This is a genomic window from Acidobacteriota bacterium, assembly GCA_003225175.1.
GTDB lineage: Bacteria > Acidobacteriota > Terriglobia > Terriglobales > Acidobacteriaceae > Gp1-AA112.
Map to the genome: position 1 here is coordinate 19,512 of QIBA01000029.1, position 17,961 is coordinate 37,472.

Sequence of the window (17,961 nt, forward strand, 5' to 3'; positions counted from 1 at the left end):
CCGACTCTCGCCGCGAAAAAGATAGCACGTCAAGCTCGCCACTAATCGAACGCAAAGAAGAACACCGACTGGGGAACACTCCCTGGCCGGTGTCATTTCGGGAAGTTGTTTGTTTTTGAGCTTACTATGGACAAAAAATCTCAAAGTGGTCAATTCAGACCAGTAGCTCCCAGGGGGGATGAACGATATTAGTTAAGTGCAAGTCTCCGTACGCTTCTGTTTCATGCACGGAGGCAGCCGGTAGGTCTCAGCGTGCCGGACGCACAGGCCTCTCCATCGCACTCCCCGCCGCGCACTCCGCGCGGCCGTCAACCAAGCTCTCAGAGAGAAGGTAACAATGAAACTCTTCACGAAATGTCTCATCGTGGTTTGCGTTCTCGCGGTCTCCTTATTTGTGTTGCCTGGCGCGTCGGCAGATGACTGGAATAAAAAGACTGTAGTCACATTCAGCGCGCCGGTCGAAGTTCCCGGCGTCGGCGCTCAGGTCCTGCCGGCGGGCACGTACGTGTTCAAGATTATGGATTCGCTGTCAGACCGCCACATTGTCCAGATCTTCAACGAGGACCAAACCCATGTTTACACCACCATCCTAGCGATTCCGAATTATCGTTTGCATGCAACCGACAAGACTGTCATGACATTTAAAGAGCGGGCGCAAGGCGAACCGGAAGCGATTCGGGCGTGGTTCTATCCTGGTGCTCAGTCGGGTGAGGAATTCGTATATCCGAAGTCGAAGGCACTAGAGCTGGCGAAGATCGCCAATGAGCCTGTGCTTGAAACGCCTACTCCGATGGCAGACGTAGAAGCGCTCAAGACAGCACCGATCGAAGCCGTGAATCCAGCTGGAGAACCAGTTCCCGTTGCTGAGGTAGTTCAGGCTCCAGTGCAAATAGCCAAGGTGGAAACCCTGCCGCAGACGGCGAGCTATATGCCGCTGCTGTTTTGCGCTGGGATGCTCTCGCTCGCCGCAGCCGGTCTGATCACCAAGTACTCCTCATAGATCGTTGGGATTTGCTTATATAGGCTGTACGTCTCCGGAAAACAAGCCGAAGCGCACAGCCGATATTTTGCCGCTATCGCGACTCCCATTGGCAGTTAGAACGTTTCGCTTGAACGGAAAGTTAGTCATGTTCATGATCCGTGAATGCGCGTCCTGCGTCCTCGCGATTATTTCTTTCGTAATACCCCTGATGCTTGTTAACGCCCAGCAGGTTACGCCATCACCACCCTCCGATACTGGTTATAGGATCAGAGTGAACGTTGATGAAGTCGTCTTGCACGCGACAGTGCGGAACCGTCATGGCGTTCCTGTGGCCGGTCTTAGCAAAGACAACTTCCAGATCTCCGAAGATAGAGTCCCGCAGGCTATCAAACATTTCAGTCATGAAGACATTCCGGTCACAGCTGGACTAGTTATCGATAACAGCGGCAGCATGCGGCCGAAGCGTGCGGAAGTGATCGCCGCAGCGCTGGCATTTGCCGGCTCCAGCAACCCGCAGGACCAGATGTTTCTTGTCAACTTCAATGAGAACGTTTCTTTCGGCCTACCGCATGGCACCTTATTCACCGACCGGCCCGAACAACTAAAAACTGCTATGGGCACGGTTATCGCGGACGGCGAGACCGCGTTGTACGATGCTGTGGCCGTCGCACTCGAACGCTTGAAGCAGGGAAATCGAGACAAGAAAGTGCTGATCGTTGTCAGCGATGGCGCCGACAATGCCAGTGTGCATACCAAAGCACAGATATTGCAGGCCGCAACTCAATCCGATGCGATCATTTATGCACTCGGAATTTATGAGCCTGACGACCCTGATAAAAATCCTCACGTCCTCAGTGAACTCGCAAAAGCCAGCGGCGGCGAGGCGTTCTTTCCGGATTCGTTACGCGAAGTGGTGCCGATTTGTGAACGGATCGCACGTGAGATTCGAAACCAGTACACCATTTCCTACCTTCCCACCAACCAAACACAGGACGGGACTTATCGCGCCATCGAGGTTCACGCCGCCTCTGCTAGTGGCGGCCACTTGCGCGTGACAACGCGCGCTGGCTATATAGCCCGCTCGAAGCCATCAGTCGCAACCGCTGGCGCAATCCAGCCGAAAACGCGGAATTAAATGATTCCGTTGGTTCCTCGTGCGAAGTTTCCGGCCTTGCAGCACAGCCGTTGGCTCTTTCTTGCACTGGCGATCGCATCGTTGGGATACGTTGCCTTTTCGCTGGTGGATGCGCAGTCCTTTCAGGCGTACGAAAATTGGCGATTGAATCAAGCAGCGAAGAATGCGCGCCAACCATCAGCGCAAGCAGAGTCGAAAGTTGTGTCCGCATCTTTATCGCTGCGCGACCACAGCCAGCGCAAAACGCTTGCTCTCGGCTCCGTGCTTGGACGCGTCGAGATCGGCAGAATCGGCGTTGCCGTGATCATCGTGGAAGGTACCAGCGGAAAAACACTGCGTCGCGCAGTTGGGCATGTTCCCGGAACGGCACTGCCCGGTGAGCCAGGGAACGTCGCGATCACCGGACACCGTGACACGTTCTTCAGAGCGCTGCGCAATATCCGCGAGGACGATGAAATTACGTTAATGACGTTTAACGGATCGTATCGCTATCGAGTCGATTCGATGAAGGTCGTTGAAGCGGAAGATACACAAGTGCTGAATGATTCAGACGAATCGATCCTAACCCTGGTCACCTGCTATCCCTTCTATTTCGTGGGTCCTGCGCCAAAGAGATTCATCGTGCGCGCGCATCGAATTTGAGCAGGCCGACTGCACAGCCGATTTAGCCCGCGGTACCGTTCACATTTGTGTGGGGCTTGAGCCATTCGGGAGTGTCATCTCTCTTACGTCCGCGGTCGAGAACCCGTCTTTACTTTTTTGGCCAGAGACTCGAGCCGGCTGACGTCATCGAGCGTCAAGGTAGGGAACCTGGGCTGAATGGATGCAGTTTTGAAAATTCGATTGCAGCGTCTGGAAATTGTTGTTCCTTTGTGATCTGGCGAGTTCACTATGCTCCGCTCCTACCCGTCTACGCTGGTCAACAATGAACACTACCTGCACGGCCAAAATTCAATTAGAGCTACATTGACCAGACCCACGCACGTCTCGCTGCTAACGTTATTCACCTGGACCGATTTCTGAAAGGGCCGTCCGCATGCTCGGCACAGTACTCATCGTAATTCTGCTACTCATGTTGATTGGCACTCTTCGCCGGTGGAGATACAGCAAGAACTGGAATCACTATCCCAGCGGCGGCCTCGGCCTTGCACTGCTCATCGTTATCATTCTGGTTCTACTAGGCCGGATCTAAGAAATCTATTGCCGTTAACCAAGCTCTGGAGGCTGTAACTATGAAGAAACTCTTGTTGTTCGCAGTAGTGTTTGGTGTCACCCACTTATCATGGGCCGGGACAGCCCACAAAGATGCCGTCGATCGAATGGACAACGCAGCCCAGGTGCTGCATGAGATTCTCGGCGCTCCCGATCAGGGAATTCCGGAAGAAGTTCTCGAAGGTGCCCGTTGTGTCGCGGTTGTTCCGCATATGCTCAAGGGCGGCTTTATCATCGGCGCGAAAGAAGGCAAAGGAGTAGCGACTTGTCGCACTGCTCATGGCTGGAGCGCACCCGCATTTTTCAGTGTCGGCGGTGGCAGCTTTGGGGCTCAGATTGGCGTGGAATCCGTGGACTTGGTGATGATCCTTAACGAAAAAGGCATGCAGCGCCTGATTGCCAGCAAGTTCGAAATCGGCGGCGATGCCTCAGCGGCAGCCGGTCCGGTTGGGCGTCACGCGTCCGCCAACACCGACTGGAAGCTGGATACTGAGATCCTTACCTATTCTCGCGCTAAAGGAGCCTTCGCCGGAGCAACACTGGAGGGAGCATCCGTGAGGCGCGACGACGACTCTACTCGTGCCATTTACGGAAGCAAGGCGAATACGCAGTCGGTACTTGAAGGTCGAGTGAAAGTCCCCAACTCGGCTCACACCTTCCTCAATGCTGTGGGCGGAGCACAAGCCGAAGCCAAGAGCAAGTCCTGACAATACTGGTCGGGTGTCGCTTTGCGAGCACCCGACCAGACCATAGTCGAGGTTCGAGATACGAAATTGGAGAGAGGCTATGCTTTGGACTATCTTCGCCATTCTTCTTATCCTATGGCTTTTAGGCTTCAGCTTCCATGTAGCCGGGCGGCGCCAGTGCCCCACGTTCTGTTGCCGAGGGAGCGGCCGGAATCGTCTGGGCAGCGAACCTGCCCGATGGCGGTCCAACTGGTGGTTTCTTCCGTGACGGTAAACCGCTCTATAGTGAGAGATTCAAATGACACTCGCACTAGTACTTCTTGACCCAAATGTCCCGAACTGAAACTTTTGAGGGCGCGCCTTCGATCTCAATGCCGATCTCACCTGAGACGTTATTCGGCGAATTCGGATCGTCGTCGACTAGTACAGCCATCAGATGGCCATTGAGGATGTGGATGAGCGCACCGCCACGGGCAATGATCAGATATTGGTTCCAGTCGTTGATTCTGACGTAACCCCCCAAGGCTTCGCGATCGGCAATGTTCGCGACCAAGCGCGGCGGTTTGCCCGGATCCATGTGCACGACCTGACCGCGCCAGGCAATGATGCGGAGCGGCGTGTTTTCGGAATAGATCTGACCTGTGAACGTGGAGGTTCGCGGACTCACCGGATACCAAAAATCGGCCTGTAGACCCGTGTCCATCCAATTCAGGTTCGGCTGTGCCTGGCCGGGACGCAGAGCGAGCCACGGCACGCCGGTTTTGCTGCGGTATTGAATGCCGCTCCCACCACCTTTTTCTACTTTGATCTCGAGCTTCAGGTCGAAGTTCTTACCAGTGAAACCGCGATACGTGATATAGCTGTTGGCGCTTGGCTTTTCGAGCGTCGATTCGCCCACGATTGCACCTTCTTCGACGCGCCAGATAGAGGGATCTCCGTCCCAGCCTTGCAACGACTTGCCGTCGAACAGCTGCACATACCCATTGTGGTCCTCAAACTCGATTGGATCGGGCTCGCGAAAACTCAGCCGACCAGTCTGGCTGCGAGCGGTCGTCCCGTCGGCCTGTGCGGAAGTGGAAGTAGTACCTGACGTTTGTTCTGCAGTGCTCGTAGCTTGTGCGTGGCCGCAAGGTGCCATGGGTCCAAGCATCGCTACTGCGAGGGCAGCGGCAGTGCCTTCGAAAGACATTGTGGGAATCCTCCCGACGCTCTGTAATCAGCTGTTCGCCAAATAAGTCTCTATCGCAGAAAATCGAATTCCGGAACGGGCCGACAGAGTTTGTAAAAATAAATTCACCGGTCGGTTATGCGCAAGAAAACTGCGATGATTAAGGGGCGAATTACCTAACGGATTGCATAGTCTGTTCGCAGTTCCAATGGGTTACGGCTTGGCCATGAGCGCCTTTTCCAGTCGGACTTCACCTGTGAGCTTGATTCCGCCTGAGGAGTCACCTACCAGGACTTTGTAGTGTCCTGCTGGGGCGAGCCACTGCTCTTCATTCACGTCGTAATAAGCAAAAGAGCGCGTCTCTAGCGGTATGGTGACCTTTTGGGTCTCTCCTGCCCTTAATTTTGCTTTTGAAAAACCTTTCAACTCCTTCGGAGCGCGAGGAATGCTTCCGTCTGGTGCAGAAATGTATAGCTGTGCAACTTCCGCACCAGGCCTCTTCCCTGTATTCGTGACATCAAATGAGACCAGATATCGTGAACCATCTGCCGAGTTGAGATTTGGCTTTACCGCGAGATTCGCAAATTTGAAGGATGTGTAGGAGAGGCCGAAGCCGAAAGGAAAAAGAGGCCTGGCCTGGTTGTGCTCGAATCCGCGATAACCAACGAAGATCCCCTCACGATAAGAAACGCGTTTCGTTCCGGGTTCGGGATAGTAATTGGCGAAAGTCGGATTGTCTGTCTCCTGCTTCTCAAAACTGATCGGCAAGTGCCCAGATGGGTTGACCGCGCCAAAAAGAATTTCAGCTAGTGCAGTTCCTCCTTGTTCCCCTGAATACCACAATTGAAGATAAGCTGGCACTCGGTCTATCCAAGGGGCGGCATCAACGGCGCCGCCTGACGTGACTGCGACAATTGCGTTTTTGTTGTGCGATGCGATCTCTCGGATCAGAGCCTCCTGACCAGTAGGCAGAGAGAACGCTCGATCTGCACCTTCGCCTTCGCTGTCGCGATTGAAGCCCACTGCTATCAGGACAGCGTCGGCTTTTGCCGCTATTGCTTTAACACGATCGCTCACCAGCTTTTTCTGATCCGCAATCGCCAAACGCAAACGGCCACCGAAATGAGATCGTTGAACGTCTTCGACGACAACATGGTGGGGGCCCGATGCGAGTTCAAGAGTCACGTGATCCTGGTAGGCCTTTGCAAGTTCCCAGTTATCGAACACAATCTTATTGTCGATGGATACGCGAAAGCCGTTGTTCTCGCCTGGACCTTGCACCGCAATTTCATAAGGGCCGGAATCCTTCGCGATGTAGTAGCCCGTCCACCTACGAGAGGTTGTTTTGGGTGTGCTCGCCAGGAGAGGTGCAACATCCTCCCAATCCGAAAGCGTGTCCCATGAGAACCCAGGATTGTTAATGCGCCTGACAACTTCAGTACTCTCCGGTGAACCGGAAAAATCCGCATTCTCAAAGCGCTCCATTTTCAGTCCGGGTTCGCCGCCCTGAGCTTCAGTCATGAAATTAGTGCCGGAGACCAGCTCCTGCAGCGATGGTATGCCAGGCTCGTAATACACCTTCACTGAATTGCTAAGGATATGCGCCAGCCCCTCCACAATACTTATCGATGAATAGGGAATTGCAGCCCCACTTCCACCACCGACCGGCTGGGCCGGATAGGCATTTGGGCCGACAACCAGAACAGACTTTAGCTTCTGCTTGTCGAGTGGAAGCAGCTGGCCATCATTCTTTAACAACACGATGCTTTCTCGTGCGGCATCAAGAGCGATTTGATGGTTCAATTCGTTGTACTTCGAAAGAGATAAATCGGTCTGTTCTCGATCAGGCCACCCAAATCTGACAGCAGTGTGAAGGATATGTCGCACTTTCTCATCGATTACCTCCTGGCTTAGGCGTCCGGCTTGAACCGCAGGGAGCAGGTTCTTGCGATTCATGAATTCACCAGTAGGCATTTCGAGATCGAGGCCGCTATTTGCTGCGGCGACGCCATCGTAAGTCGACCTCCAGTCCGACATCACGATTCCATCGAAGCACCACTCCCTCCGCACAACATCATTGTTGAAATATCCGTTCTGTGTCGCGTGGGCGCCGTTAATTAGGTTGTAGGAGTCCATAATGGCACCCACGTGCGCTTGTTTTACGGCAGCCTCGAAAGCGGGTAGATAGATCTCTCGCAAGGTACGTTCATCGACTACAGAGTCGGAATCGTGTCGCAAGAATTCCGAGTTATTCGCAAGAAAGTGCTTAATCGTTGCACTTACACCTTGTTTTTGCATTCCGGTGATATACCCCACGGCGATCGCAGAGGCAAGAAAGGGATCTTCTCCGAAGTACTCAAAATTTCTGCCGTTGCGGGGCGAGCGGTAAATGTTTACTCCAGGTCCTAACATGAAATGCAGACCGCGGGCACGTGCGTCACGTCCGATGCCTGCCCCCACTTGCTCAGCTAAATCTCGATTCCAAGTTGCGGCGAGTCCGATGCCAGCCGCGTAGACGGTTGAAGGGGCGCGGGAATTGCTGCGCACACCCAAAGGTCCATCGGACATCTCCAATGCAGGCAAGTTCGCTTTTGGTACTGCCTTAATGGCAAAGCCTGTGCCGCCGATGTAATCAATCTTTTCTTCGAGCGACATCCTGCTGATGATCGATTCCACCCTATCTGCCGACGGCAGCGTCGATTGAGCTTGCGCATACGTTGAGGAAACACAGGCAATAAGAATTAGACCGCTGTGAAAGACAGTTTTCATGTATAGGCTCTGATTTCCCAACCGAAAGGAGTTGTTTGAGATCCGGACGCGTAGTTTCTGTAATCAAGACTGTCGGACGACTAGGCGTAAGATGCGACTGCTCCAACGTTCCGATCACGACGCTCTCTCGTGACTTGCTCCAGATATCCACTTTCGGAAAAGGTCTGGAGTGGATCTTGAGGGAGCCCGCGTACTTGCCGCCATTCACGGACGAGTGGCCGGACATCCTGCCAAAATGTAGTTCGGAAACACTCCTCGGCCTCCACTAAGGAGCAGGAGTCCTGAAGTTGAGACAGCCGATCACGATCTACAAGAGCGGCCTTGGCGTAGAGTTCCTGGGCGGTACACACGGTTTGGATCATGGCCTCGATCTTGCCCTTTAAGTTGTGGCTTTGATCGATCATGAAGGCCACATCAGGACTGGCCCCGGATTCCCATTCTTGAACGAGTAACTCGTGAAATATCCGAAAGACCTGATACGGGTCGATGGACCCGAGAGTTAAGTCGTCGTCAGCATAACGCCTATCGTTGAAATGAAAGCCGCCTAACATATCCTGGTGCAAAAGCCAGGCAACGATCTGCTCGATGTTCTGGGATTGATAGTGGTGGCCCGTATCGACAAGAACTAACGCCTGCGGCCCCGCATTCCTCGCGAGCGCTAGTGCCATGCCCCAGTCAGCAATATCGGTGTGATAGAAAGCAGGTTCGAAGGGCTTGTATTCAATGAGAAGCCGTTGGCCAGGTCGCAAGGCCGCATGGACCTCTTTCAATCCTTCTTCAAACCACGCAATTCTCTTGCGAATGCTTTGAGTGCCAGGATAATTCGAACCGTCGGCGAACCAAGGCGAGACGTCGCGGCTGCCAAGAGCGTCGGCAATGGCAACACACTCGAGGATATGATCCAGAGCTCTGCGCCGGATATCGGGATCAGGATTACCAACGGATCCGTACTTGTATTCCTGGTCTTGAAACACGTTGGGATTGATAGACCCAGGTCGGACACCGCACTTTTCTGCGAGCTTCTGAACTTTCGGCACATCGCGCAAACCATTGGGCAGATCCCATTCAACGTGTAGCGCCATTGTCGGACAGGCACCTGTAAGACGATGAACTTCAGCCGCGTCACTGAATTTCTCTTCAATACAGGTTGCTGCCGCAGGTTGAATGAATTTGCCGAAACGAGTTCCTGTATTGGCAAAGCCCCACGAGGGAATCTCAATCTTTAGTTCGTCAAGTGCTTCGAAGACGGTTGCGCCTGCGCTGTCTTTAGCCATTAGATCTCCTCAACTACTCCTTCTTCATGCCATCGATTCAGCAGAGACTGTTTCTCGTTCAGAGTGATAGCGACCAGTTAATGCACGCGCCCAAGCCGAAACCGTGTTAGAAGAAACTCCCACGGAGGATTTCCAGCCCCCCTCCAAGGTTGCTAGTTGCACAGCAAAGTTGCCGATGGTAGAACTCTCAGCCGGCCCCAGAATGACTTCCAGGCCGGTTTGCTCAGCAGTTAAGCGATTCAGCAGAGTGTTCCTATTTCCCCCACCCACAATGTAAAGCTTCTGTATTTTCTTTCCGGTTACCGCAGCAATATCTTTCAAAACTTCCGCATATCTTTTGGCTAGACCGTGAAAAATCAGATTCGCAGTGTCGGCGACGGTATCGCTACTCGAGAGTGGATTTCCGTTTTGCGTCTTTTTCAGTTGTGCTCGGATCTTTTCCGGAATATTTCCAGGCAGCAGCAAGTCGGGATCGTCAACATCAAAGTAAGTCGTTGGAGGCTGAAGAGCACTGCACGCGTGAACTAAATCGGGAATCGTCCATTTGTGGCCCTGCTCCCTCCAAGTCTCTAAGCATTGCTGGAGCAGCCACATTCCGTTCACGTTTTTCAAGAAACAGACTTTCTTACCTACCGCTCCAAGATTCGTAAAATTCTTCGAGAGGGCGTGATGGGTTGCGCAAGCTGTGTCTAATAATGTTCCAACCAGAGACCACGTACCCGAACTGATGAATGCCCAATCATCGCCTTCTGCCGGTATCCCGGCAACTGCAGACGCGGTGTCATGACAGGCTGGGGCGATCAGTAGAGTGGACTGGAAGGCAGTCAGTTCTGCAATTGCCCCCCGAAGGCGGCCCACGATCGCTCCGCTTTCAACAATTTGCGGTGCGGCGCTCAAATCCAGTCCGCTGCGATCGAAAATCTGCTGACACCAATTGCCGGTGTTCAGATCAACTAGTTGAGTGTGCGTGGCGTTGGTGTACTCGGCGACTTTTTGACCTCCAAGCCGAAAGAGAATGTACTCGGGCAAGTTGATCCAGCGAGCGTGTGGGTCAACTCCATCTTGCTGATCCGCGTAGAGTTGGTACAGCGTGTTGAAACGCAAAAACTGAATTCCTGTTAGTTCGTAAAGATCGTGGCGTGAGACGAGTTGGTGCACACGACGCTCGGCCTCAATTGTCCTCTCGTCGCGATAACAGCGCGGATTCCCTAAAGGTCTGCCGTCATCCGCCAACCGGACATAGTCCACCGCCCAGCCGTCAACACCAATGGAAGCTATGCCTTCGGTGGCAATTTCAGCACAGTGGCAGAGGCCTTCAGTTACTCCCCCAATAATTCCTTCGATATTCCAAACCAAGGAGTTCCCGCGGCGTATCGGACCATTTGCGAAGCGATGAACGACAGAAAGTTGGGGAGAATCGTCATCCCAACGTAACAGAGACACACGACAACTTTCTGCTCCCAAATCAATCGCAACTGATGCTGCTCGCTTCAACTTAAATCCCTCACGACCCCAACATCAACATCGCGCGCAAGTTCTCTCGAGTTCAATCCGAGAGACTCAGCGCAAGAAAGCGTCAGTCAAACCTCCATCCACGGGAATAAGATGCCCCGTGGTGCATTGGGACTGTGGTCCCGCCAGAAAGAGGATTGCTCGAGCACAGTCCTCCGGTCCTATCGGCGTATGAGTGAGAGTGCGCTGCGCATAAAACTTCGCAACGAGATTTCGGAGATCCTCGTCTGAGGCGTCCGCCGAGAACGGAATGGAATATTTCGTCAGAGATGCGATCACACGATCTCTGGGAAACATGGTTGATCCTTTGACCACGGTCGCGGGATTAATTCCGTTCACCCGCACCTTTGGCGCAAGAGAAACAGCCAGTTCACGCACCAAGTGACTCAGAGCAGCCTTGCTGACGTCGTAAGCCTCACTTCCACGCTTTGCAACGACCGAATTTGCGGAGCTGGTCAGCACGACGGAACCATCGAGCTCTTGGTCGCGAAACACTTGAGCGGCTTCATCGACAAGTCGATGGTTGCCGGTCACGTTTAAGTCGAGCGTTCTTGTCCACTGCTCGTCGACAATTTGTCCGCTTGCGGAAGCAGGGAAGATCGCTGCAGTGTTGATGATGATGTCTATGCCGCCGAATGTAGCGATTGCGGCACGCAGCCCTCGACGTATTGCGCTTCGATCACTAATGTCGATACTGATTGCAGCAGCGCTCTCTTTCGTGCTCGCCTTTTGTGCTAATTCGCAGGTAGCCTGTCCCCCTTGCTCGTCACGATCCGCGACGACGACGTGTGCGCCTCTGCTCGCGGCCAGTTCAGCCGTGGCGCGACCGATTCCGCTGGCTCCGCCGACGACCAGCGCGACTCGCCTGCTCAGCTCCTTTTCGGCAGGCTGGCGACGAATCTTCGCTTCCTCGAGCTGCCAATATTCGATACCGAAAGCCTCAACGGCTGGCAGCGCAACATAGTTGGAATAGGTGCAGAAGGCCCCTGTCTTCGCGGCTGGCCCGGCCTGAGGCAGAGGATTGACCTTGCTGCCGTCGCCTAAGGCAGTGGCGCCTTCCATGACATGGATCGCATTGGTGTAAAACTCACCTGTGATTCGAGCTTCAGTCTTGGTTTTCCCAAAACTAAACATTCCTATTCCAGGAATGAGCACTACAGTGGGATCGGAGCTCCGTATTGCAGGAGATTCCTTGCGGGCAAAACTACGATAGTACTGCTCGTATTCCTCGCGATACCCTCTCAGGGCCACATCAATTTGCTCTCGGAGTCCGCGAAAATCAGTAGACGGCGTCCAAGGCACAAACAAGGGACGGATTTTTGTCCGAATGAAATGATCTGGGCAGCTCGTGCCAAGGTGGGCGAGCGACTCAGCATCGTGGGAGTTTACAAAGTTGAGCACCTCGGGGCGATCGTTGAAGTTACCAATCATGCGTTGCTGGCTAGACACTCTCCCACGCAAAAATGGGAAGAGATCGACAGCAAGCTCACGAGGGCTGTTCAAGATGTTGTGCCGCGCCCCGCCGAAAATAGCGTTTCCTTTTTTCTCGACGTGCTCTTGGACAAACTGACCGAGCTGATCGATCATCGTCAAAGTGTTCATGTAGCATTCGCGCTGAGTTTCACCCCAGGTGAAGAGACCATGACCGCCAAGCACAATTCCGTCGCAGCGGGGATTGTCATTTACCGCCGCGCGTAACATCATCGCGAGCTCAAAGCCGGGTCGCTGCCATGGAAGCCAGACCAGCTTGTGGTCGAATCGGCGATTGAATTCATCCATCTTGTAGCGGCCGTTGGCGGCCGCTGCGAGCGCGATGCCCCAATCAGGATGGAGATGATCTATATGAGAGAAGGGCAGGAAGGCATGCAATGGAGTGTCTATCGAAGCAGCTACAGTGTTCTGTCCGAACATGCATAGTGGATACAACTCCACCATTTCATCTTCCCAGGCGACTCCGCGATAGTGCTCGGCAAGCGCAAGTACCTTGTCTAAATACAGCGTAGCGAAACCCGACAGGGTGATACTGCCGACGTCGCCTCCACTACCCTTGATCCACAGAATCTTGCGTTCGGAGCCGTCGAGCGGATCTCGCTCGTTTATTTTTGAGCTGGTATTGCCACCGCCGAAATTTGTAATGCGGAGATCGGAGCCAAGGAGATTGGAACGATACCGGAGCAGTTCCGCGTCGCTCAACTTGCGTTCAATCTGTTCGTCCCAACGGTCCTCTAAAAATTGCAGCTTTTCTTGTACTTTCACGGAAATCCTATGCACGCGAATGAACGTTCAGCCATGGTCTGCGAGTGTTCCGAGTGCTGAGCAAGATTAATAGTAAGAGCGATTGAATGCAATACATTAACAATTTCAATACAGAAAACATTCTGGTTTTTAGGGTTACTTCAATACGTTCTTAGTGCTGAAAGAATAGGTGCCCGCCGGAAGTTCGTAGCCCTGTCCCTCGCGATCCTCTAAACGCCGCGCCTTCGGGCTCTGGGTCAATGGCTGTCCGTCGACCGAAAATGAGTTTGCCCCGTCTGCAGATACAAGTAACCAGGCTCTGCTATTGGGCGGGATAGTAACCGTCCACGATGCCTTCTTCCCAGAGAGCGTCCATTCGGAGTGGATCTTTCCGTATGGTGATTGATACGAAAAATCCAAGGCCTTAAACCGCGGAACGAGTGGGCGAAGGATGACGGTCCGAAATCCAGGATCTACTGGAGATGTGTCGACTCCTGCAGCATAGCGATAAATCCATTCGGCGACTGCTCCATATGCGTAATGGTTATAGGAGTTCATGCTTGGGTCCCCACGCATCTGATCTCCATTCCATCGTTCCCACATGGTGGTTGCGCCATGCTCGACAAGGTAACCCCAAGAGGGATTCTCGGTGTTAAGAAGAAGGCGATAGGCGACATCGGAGTACCCGGTATCCGCTAACACCTCGAGGAGATAAGGAGTCCCGAGGAAACCTGTGTTGAGACGCCATCCGTTCGCTTGGATTTTATCCACCAGCCTCTTTGCCGACACCGATCTCAAGTCGTTGGGTAGCAGGTTCATGTACAGCGAAAGGACGTAGCTGGTTTGCGTATCGATCGGCTGATCGCTCAGTTTCCTTGCAGTTCCCGAAGCGAAGACAGGTGGTGGCGCAACGCCTCCTACGAACCCATCGGAGCGAACGTAAGCTTTATTGAAAGCTTCTTTGATTTTCTCGAACAGAGCAGCATACCTGTGCTCGTCGTCAGTTTTACCGGCTGCGTGGGCCATCTGCCGCATCAGGCTTACGTCATAAGCCCAGTAAGCAGTCGCGATGAGGTCTTCAGGAGTCGGACCTTCAGGAGAGAGCCAATCTCCGAATGGAATGCCATAGTTCTTCTTCCACAGAAAGTCAGGATTGTCCGTCTGGATCGCAGCCAGATACTTCTCCATGCCTTCCCAGTTCTGTTCTATGGTCCTCTTATTGCCGTACTGTATCCATCCCGTCCAGGGAATGATTACTCCGGCATCGCTCCAGCCTGTACCGTGTCCTGGATTCGGCGTTAGTGTCCCGGGTGCGAAGATGCCATACATCGGAGTGCCAATCTGGGTACCACGCAAGTCGGCGGAGTACTTCTTCGAGAACTCCGTGAGATTCATGTTGTAGGACGCAGCCCTCCAAAACACTTGGGCATCGGCGGACCATCCAAGACGCTCATCTCTCTGCGGGCAATCGGTCGGGACACCTACGAAGTTTGAGCGCTGTCCCCAAAGGATGTTGCTCCAGAGCTTATTCAGCATGTCATTGCTGGTTCGCAATTCTGCGGTGAAGGGCGCATCGGTATGGATGACCACTGCTTGAATTGCGTCTAGCCCAGGTTTGGAAGGAAGTCCTGTGACCTCGGCATATCTGAAGCCGTGAAAGGTAAAGCGCGGCTGATATTCCTCGATACCGTTTCCGGCCAAGATAAAGTGATCGGTTGCCTTCGCTGTACGCAGATTCTCGACGTACAACGTACCGTCCGGGTTCAGTACTTCAGCAAACCGAAGTTGTACGTCCGTGCCTGCAGGCCCTTGCACTCGAAGATGGGGGACACCAGATAGATTTTGACCAAAGTCAAAGACGTACACTCCCGGTTGGGGGTTGGTTATTGATCTAGCCGCGATCGTTTTCTCAACACGGATTGGCTGAAAATACTGCCAAATAATGGCAGGCTCCTTTGGAGCAATCAGTTGGGCAGCATGCCAGCGCGAGTCTGAGAATGATGCAGTGTCCCATCCTCGGTGAACTCGTCGCGCATCGTATGTTTCGCCGTCGTAAATCTCAGCGAAGGTGATGGGAGAGATGTCGGCTCGCCATGATTCGTCGGTGATCACCCAATCGATGGAACCATCAGAATGCTCGATTCTAAGTTGCGCTTTAAGGGCCTCTGGCGTGTCCCCGTAGTTGTACCCTTGCCTAAACCACTGCAAAGGAGTCGTATACCATCCCGGCGCAAGATAGGCTCCGATGGCATTCTGTCCGGATTTCAATTGAGAAGTAACGTCGTAAGCCTGATATGGGACGTGTTGTCTGAAGTCCATCCATCCAGGCGCAAGGATCTGGTCGCTTACGCGCGATCCGTTTAAGTGCACCTCGTAGGCGCCCAACGCGGTTACGTAAAGCCGCGCTGAGCGGATAGGCTTCTGCACCGTGAAGGAGTGTCGTAAGTACTTGACTGGTTCCGTCGGCCAAGGGTGACCGAGGTCGCCACTCTCAAACCCACTCCGAGGGGCAACATACTGCACCGCGGGGGCCCAAGAACTGTCATCGAAATCCGGAGCGAACCAATTGCCACTAGCGTTTAGAGTCGCTTTCCAGCCTGTGTCGCCAGTCTTGAATGTGCGGAAGATGCCATCGCTTAACTCAACGCAAAGAACGGCGTTCATGGGAACGCGGCTATTCGCATTCGACGGCTGGTCTTTCCTCGCATAGTGGATTACATCAATAGCTAGCAAGTTATTTCCGGCACGCAGTGCTGAATCGACCTCAACCTTTATATATGTCTTCCACGGAGCTTGATTCCACGCCGGCAGTGGTCTTGCTTCAAGAACCGGTCTCCCGTTTATCCAAGCCGCGGCTGTATCTTCGCCAGTCACGTAAAGGTTGGCGTGGCGAAAACCTGCTGGAGCATCAACGACGAATCGGAAGTTATGGTGCGTATCACCACTGTCTTTGTAATCATCACTTCCAGGATTGGTTACCCATATGGCATTCGCTTCTCGTAACGCCCGGTGCTCATCTTGTTCGTATCCGATCCATTTGGCGCGCCAGTTCTTCGAATCGAGAAGACCGGTTTCCCACCAGCTGACATCGCTCACTGGGTAGAGTCTTCCATCCTTATCCCAAATCTTTACGCGCCAGAAATAGCGCTTGCTAGGCTGCAGCGCTGGACCGCCATACTCTATGCCGACTGATTGATCGGACCGCACGCGTCCACTGTCCCAAATGTCTGGCTTATCTGATGTGAGAAGTGAAACTTGACTCGCAGTCTGGATTTGGTATGAGGTTTGTTTTGCGCCAAAACGATCGTCCTGCAACTGCCACGAAAGTAGCGGCTTGATATCGTCGACGCCGAGAGGAGTGACTAAGGAGTCGCACAGTAGTCCAGTCGGCTTGTCCACTGCTGCGGCCGCAAGAATCGACAAAGCAAGAAAGCAGACAGCAAAACCCAACTGTCTCAATTTCGGTAAAGCTGTCAGTCGGCGATTCAAATTTCGTTCCTCCTTAGTGCTGATATGGGAACAAGTGATCCCCTGCTTGCCTTTGACTACTCCATCTTGTCAATCATGTCGTCGATCCCGTTAATAATCGCTCTCTCTGCACATCCGGGCTTAAGAGACGAGCCGAGTACTTGGAAGGTGTATCGTCCGAAAGCATCATCCGTCGGAACATAGCCCGAATTCGACATGCCATTCGTCAGAGTCACAACGATTGTGTTGTGGAACTTCGACCCTGACTTCACATGCTGTCCAATCATGTTGTAGAGCTCCGCATTTGCACGGCCGAGCGCAACGTCGCCGATACGCAGTGCGCCTATCCTGATACGAACAGGCTCGAGCGAGTCCTCATACCTCCCAGGAGCGCCTTCGCGTCCTGTATCAAGTCTTCGGCGCCCTGGACAGCTGACATCCTGCTGCGCACCCTCGATCTTTATTTCAGTGTTCATCGAGCGAATGTGATTCATCACTCGAATGGTCTCTTCAGCGGTGATCTGACCCTGTGATTTGACTAGTTGTACGCTCTGTTCCAGTGCGACAGGGTCAAGAGGAATATTGTCCGCTGCTGGGTTCCCCACGAACATGGCATGCATGATGGCCGTGCCAAGGTCGACGTGTTCAGCATTCATCACCGCGCGAATACGTGCCTCGGTGATCTTCGAATTGGCCCGCAGGTACAGCGGATTCTGATCTCCGGCTGCGCCACTGGTCCAAAGCGCGACCGGCTTGTCGTTGTATGTGTGCTCGAGATAGCGCTCGGCCTCACCAGGAAAATCGCCCGACACCTTGCCGTTGAGAAACAGCGAATTCGCGTGCATTGCATAGTTCATATACACGGCAATCAAGTCGCCGGTTAATGATTCGATCTTGATTACCGCAAGAGTCTTGTCGGAGGGATACTCAAGATTCGGTTGCTGCGCCCAAAGGCGTGTGTGCTCGTCAATCGCATCACGGTTCACATTCAAGTACAAATTTCCTGTTCCATACCCGATTCTGGCTGGCTGCATCTTCTCCTTCGCTTGTTTAGCAGCCTGCACAAGGCCCGATTGCAGCTTCTTCTCGAAAGCGGCCAGGCCCTGGGGAATTTCAGAGCCGGGAGATCGCGGACCACCGAAGATCGCATTGTGATCGTGTGTAGCCGAAATGAGAATGTTTGCTGCTGGAACGTTCAGTTCCCGAGAGATCTCGGAGGAGACGTTCTCCGTAATCGTGGTGGCGATTGCGCCTATGTCTGCATTCAGCAGGACGGCTCGATCATGTCCATTTTCGAGGTAAATTGCTCGGGCATAAATGGGATCCAGGATGGACGTGTAAGGTCGTGGAATTGCATCGGGATCAGGCGTGATCTCAACGCGTGCAGCCCCTGCCTTCAACGTTCCGACAACAGCTGCTCGCACGTTCGCCGACAGGAGCGGAGTGAGCACGGCAACTGCGATTGTCGCCTTCAGGACCAGCCTCATTCGTCGCTTTCCCACGTGTTACGCAGACCAGGT

The 17,961-nt window shown here is 53.5% G+C and carries 12 protein-coding genes; 5 read left to right on the forward strand and 7 right to left on the reverse strand.

Annotation, left to right across the window (positions count from 1 at the left end):
- Positions 1–337 precede the first annotated feature (337 nt).
- From DMG62_01875 to DMG62_01895, 5 genes are all read left to right on the forward strand, one after another.
- A complete protein-coding gene (locus DMG62_01875) occupies positions 338–1,000 on the forward strand; it encodes a hypothetical protein (protein ID PYY24633.1) in 663 nt (220 codons plus the stop codon).
- 127 nt (positions 1,001–1,127) lie between these two features.
- Positions 1,128–2,117, forward strand: coding sequence for a VWA domain-containing protein (locus DMG62_01880; GenBank protein PYY24634.1), 990 nt, complete (start codon positions 1,128–1,130; stop codon positions 2,115–2,117).
- Positions 2,118–2,759 carry a class D sortase gene (locus tag DMG62_01885; GenBank protein PYY24635.1) on the forward strand — a complete coding sequence of 214 codons (642 nt, stop codon included), beginning with the start codon at positions 2,118–2,120 and terminating at the stop codon, positions 2,757–2,759.
- A 394-nt stretch (positions 2,760–3,153) separates the two neighbouring features.
- Complete coding sequence (locus DMG62_01890) at positions 3,154–3,309, forward strand: DUF3309 domain-containing protein (protein PYY24636.1); 156 nt, start codon at positions 3,154–3,156, stop codon at positions 3,307–3,309.
- 40 nt (positions 3,310–3,349) lie between these two features.
- A complete protein-coding gene (locus DMG62_01895; protein PYY24637.1) occupies positions 3,350–4,036 on the forward strand; it encodes a hypothetical protein in 687 nt (228 codons plus the stop codon).
- 289 nt (positions 4,037–4,325) lie between these two features.
- Here the strand turns inward: DMG62_01895 and DMG62_01900 are convergent, their stop codons facing one another.
- The 7 genes from DMG62_01900 to DMG62_01930 all read right to left on the reverse strand — a co-directional run bounded on the left by DMG62_01900 (position 4,326) and on the right by DMG62_01930 (position 17,928).
- The gene (locus DMG62_01900) at positions 4,326–5,018 is read right to left on the reverse strand and encodes a DUF1080 domain-containing protein (protein PYY24712.1); all 693 of its coding nucleotides are present in this window, start codon (positions 5,016–5,018) and stop codon (positions 4,326–4,328) included.
- Between the two features lie 378 nt (positions 5,019–5,396).
- Positions 5,397–7,952, reverse strand: coding sequence for a glycoside hydrolase (locus DMG62_01905; GenBank protein PYY24638.1), 2,556 nt, complete (start codon positions 7,950–7,952; stop codon positions 5,397–5,399).
- 80 nt (positions 7,953–8,032) lie between these two features.
- On the reverse strand, positions 8,033–9,226 hold the full coding sequence (locus DMG62_01910; protein PYY24639.1) for a sugar isomerase: 1,194 nt from the start codon (positions 9,224–9,226) through the stop codon (positions 8,033–8,035).
- Between the two features lie 24 nt (positions 9,227–9,250).
- Entirely contained in the window at positions 9,251–10,720 is a 1,470-nt protein-coding gene (locus DMG62_01915; GenBank protein ID PYY24640.1) for a carbohydrate kinase, read from the reverse strand.
- A gap of 66 nt (positions 10,721–10,786) precedes the next feature.
- Positions 10,787–12,994 carry a bifunctional rhamnulose-1-phosphate aldolase/short-chain dehydrogenase gene (locus DMG62_01920; protein PYY24641.1) on the reverse strand — a complete coding sequence of 736 codons (2,208 nt, stop codon included), beginning with the start codon at positions 12,992–12,994 and terminating at the stop codon, positions 10,787–10,789.
- Positions 12,995–13,129: 135 nt separating this feature from the next.
- Positions 13,130–16,423 carry a rhamnosidase gene (locus tag DMG62_01925; GenBank protein PYY24642.1) on the reverse strand — a complete coding sequence of 1,098 codons (3,294 nt, stop codon included), beginning with the start codon at positions 16,421–16,423 and terminating at the stop codon, positions 13,130–13,132.
- A gap of 95 nt (positions 16,424–16,518) precedes the next feature.
- Positions 16,519–17,928: a hypothetical protein gene (locus DMG62_01930; GenBank protein PYY24643.1), complete on the reverse strand. Its 1,410-nt coding sequence runs from the start codon at positions 17,926–17,928 to the stop codon at positions 16,519–16,521.
- Between the last annotated feature and the right edge of the window lie 33 nt (positions 17,929–17,961).

Excerpts from the sequence above, each read along its gene's own strand:
- DMG62_01875 (PYY24633.1), top strand. The coding sequence starts at position 338 with ATGAAACTCTTCACGAAATGTCTCATCGTGGTTTGCGTTCTCGCGGTC.
- DMG62_01880 (PYY24634.1), top strand. The coding sequence starts at position 1,128 with ATGTTCATGATCCGTGAATGCGCGTCCTGCGTCCTCGCGATTATTTCT.
- DMG62_01885 (PYY24635.1), top strand. The coding sequence starts at position 2,118 with ATGATTCCGTTGGTTCCTCGTGCGAAGTTTCCGGCCTTGCAGCACAGC.
- DMG62_01890 (PYY24636.1), top strand. The coding sequence starts at position 3,154 with ATGCTCGGCACAGTACTCATCGTAATTCTGCTACTCATGTTGATTGGC.
- DMG62_01895 (PYY24637.1), top strand. The coding sequence starts at position 3,350 with ATGAAGAAACTCTTGTTGTTCGCAGTAGTGTTTGGTGTCACCCACTTA.
- DMG62_01905 (PYY24638.1), bottom strand. The coding sequence starts at position 7,952 with ATGAAAACTGTCTTTCACAGCGGTCTAATTCTTATTGCCTGTGTTTCC.
- DMG62_01910 (PYY24639.1), bottom strand. The coding sequence starts at position 9,226 with ATGGCTAAAGACAGCGCAGGCGCAACCGTCTTCGAAGCACTTGACGAA.
- DMG62_01930 (PYY24643.1), bottom strand. The coding sequence starts at position 17,928 with ATGAGGCTGGTCCTGAAGGCGACAATCGCAGTTGCCGTGCTCACTCCG.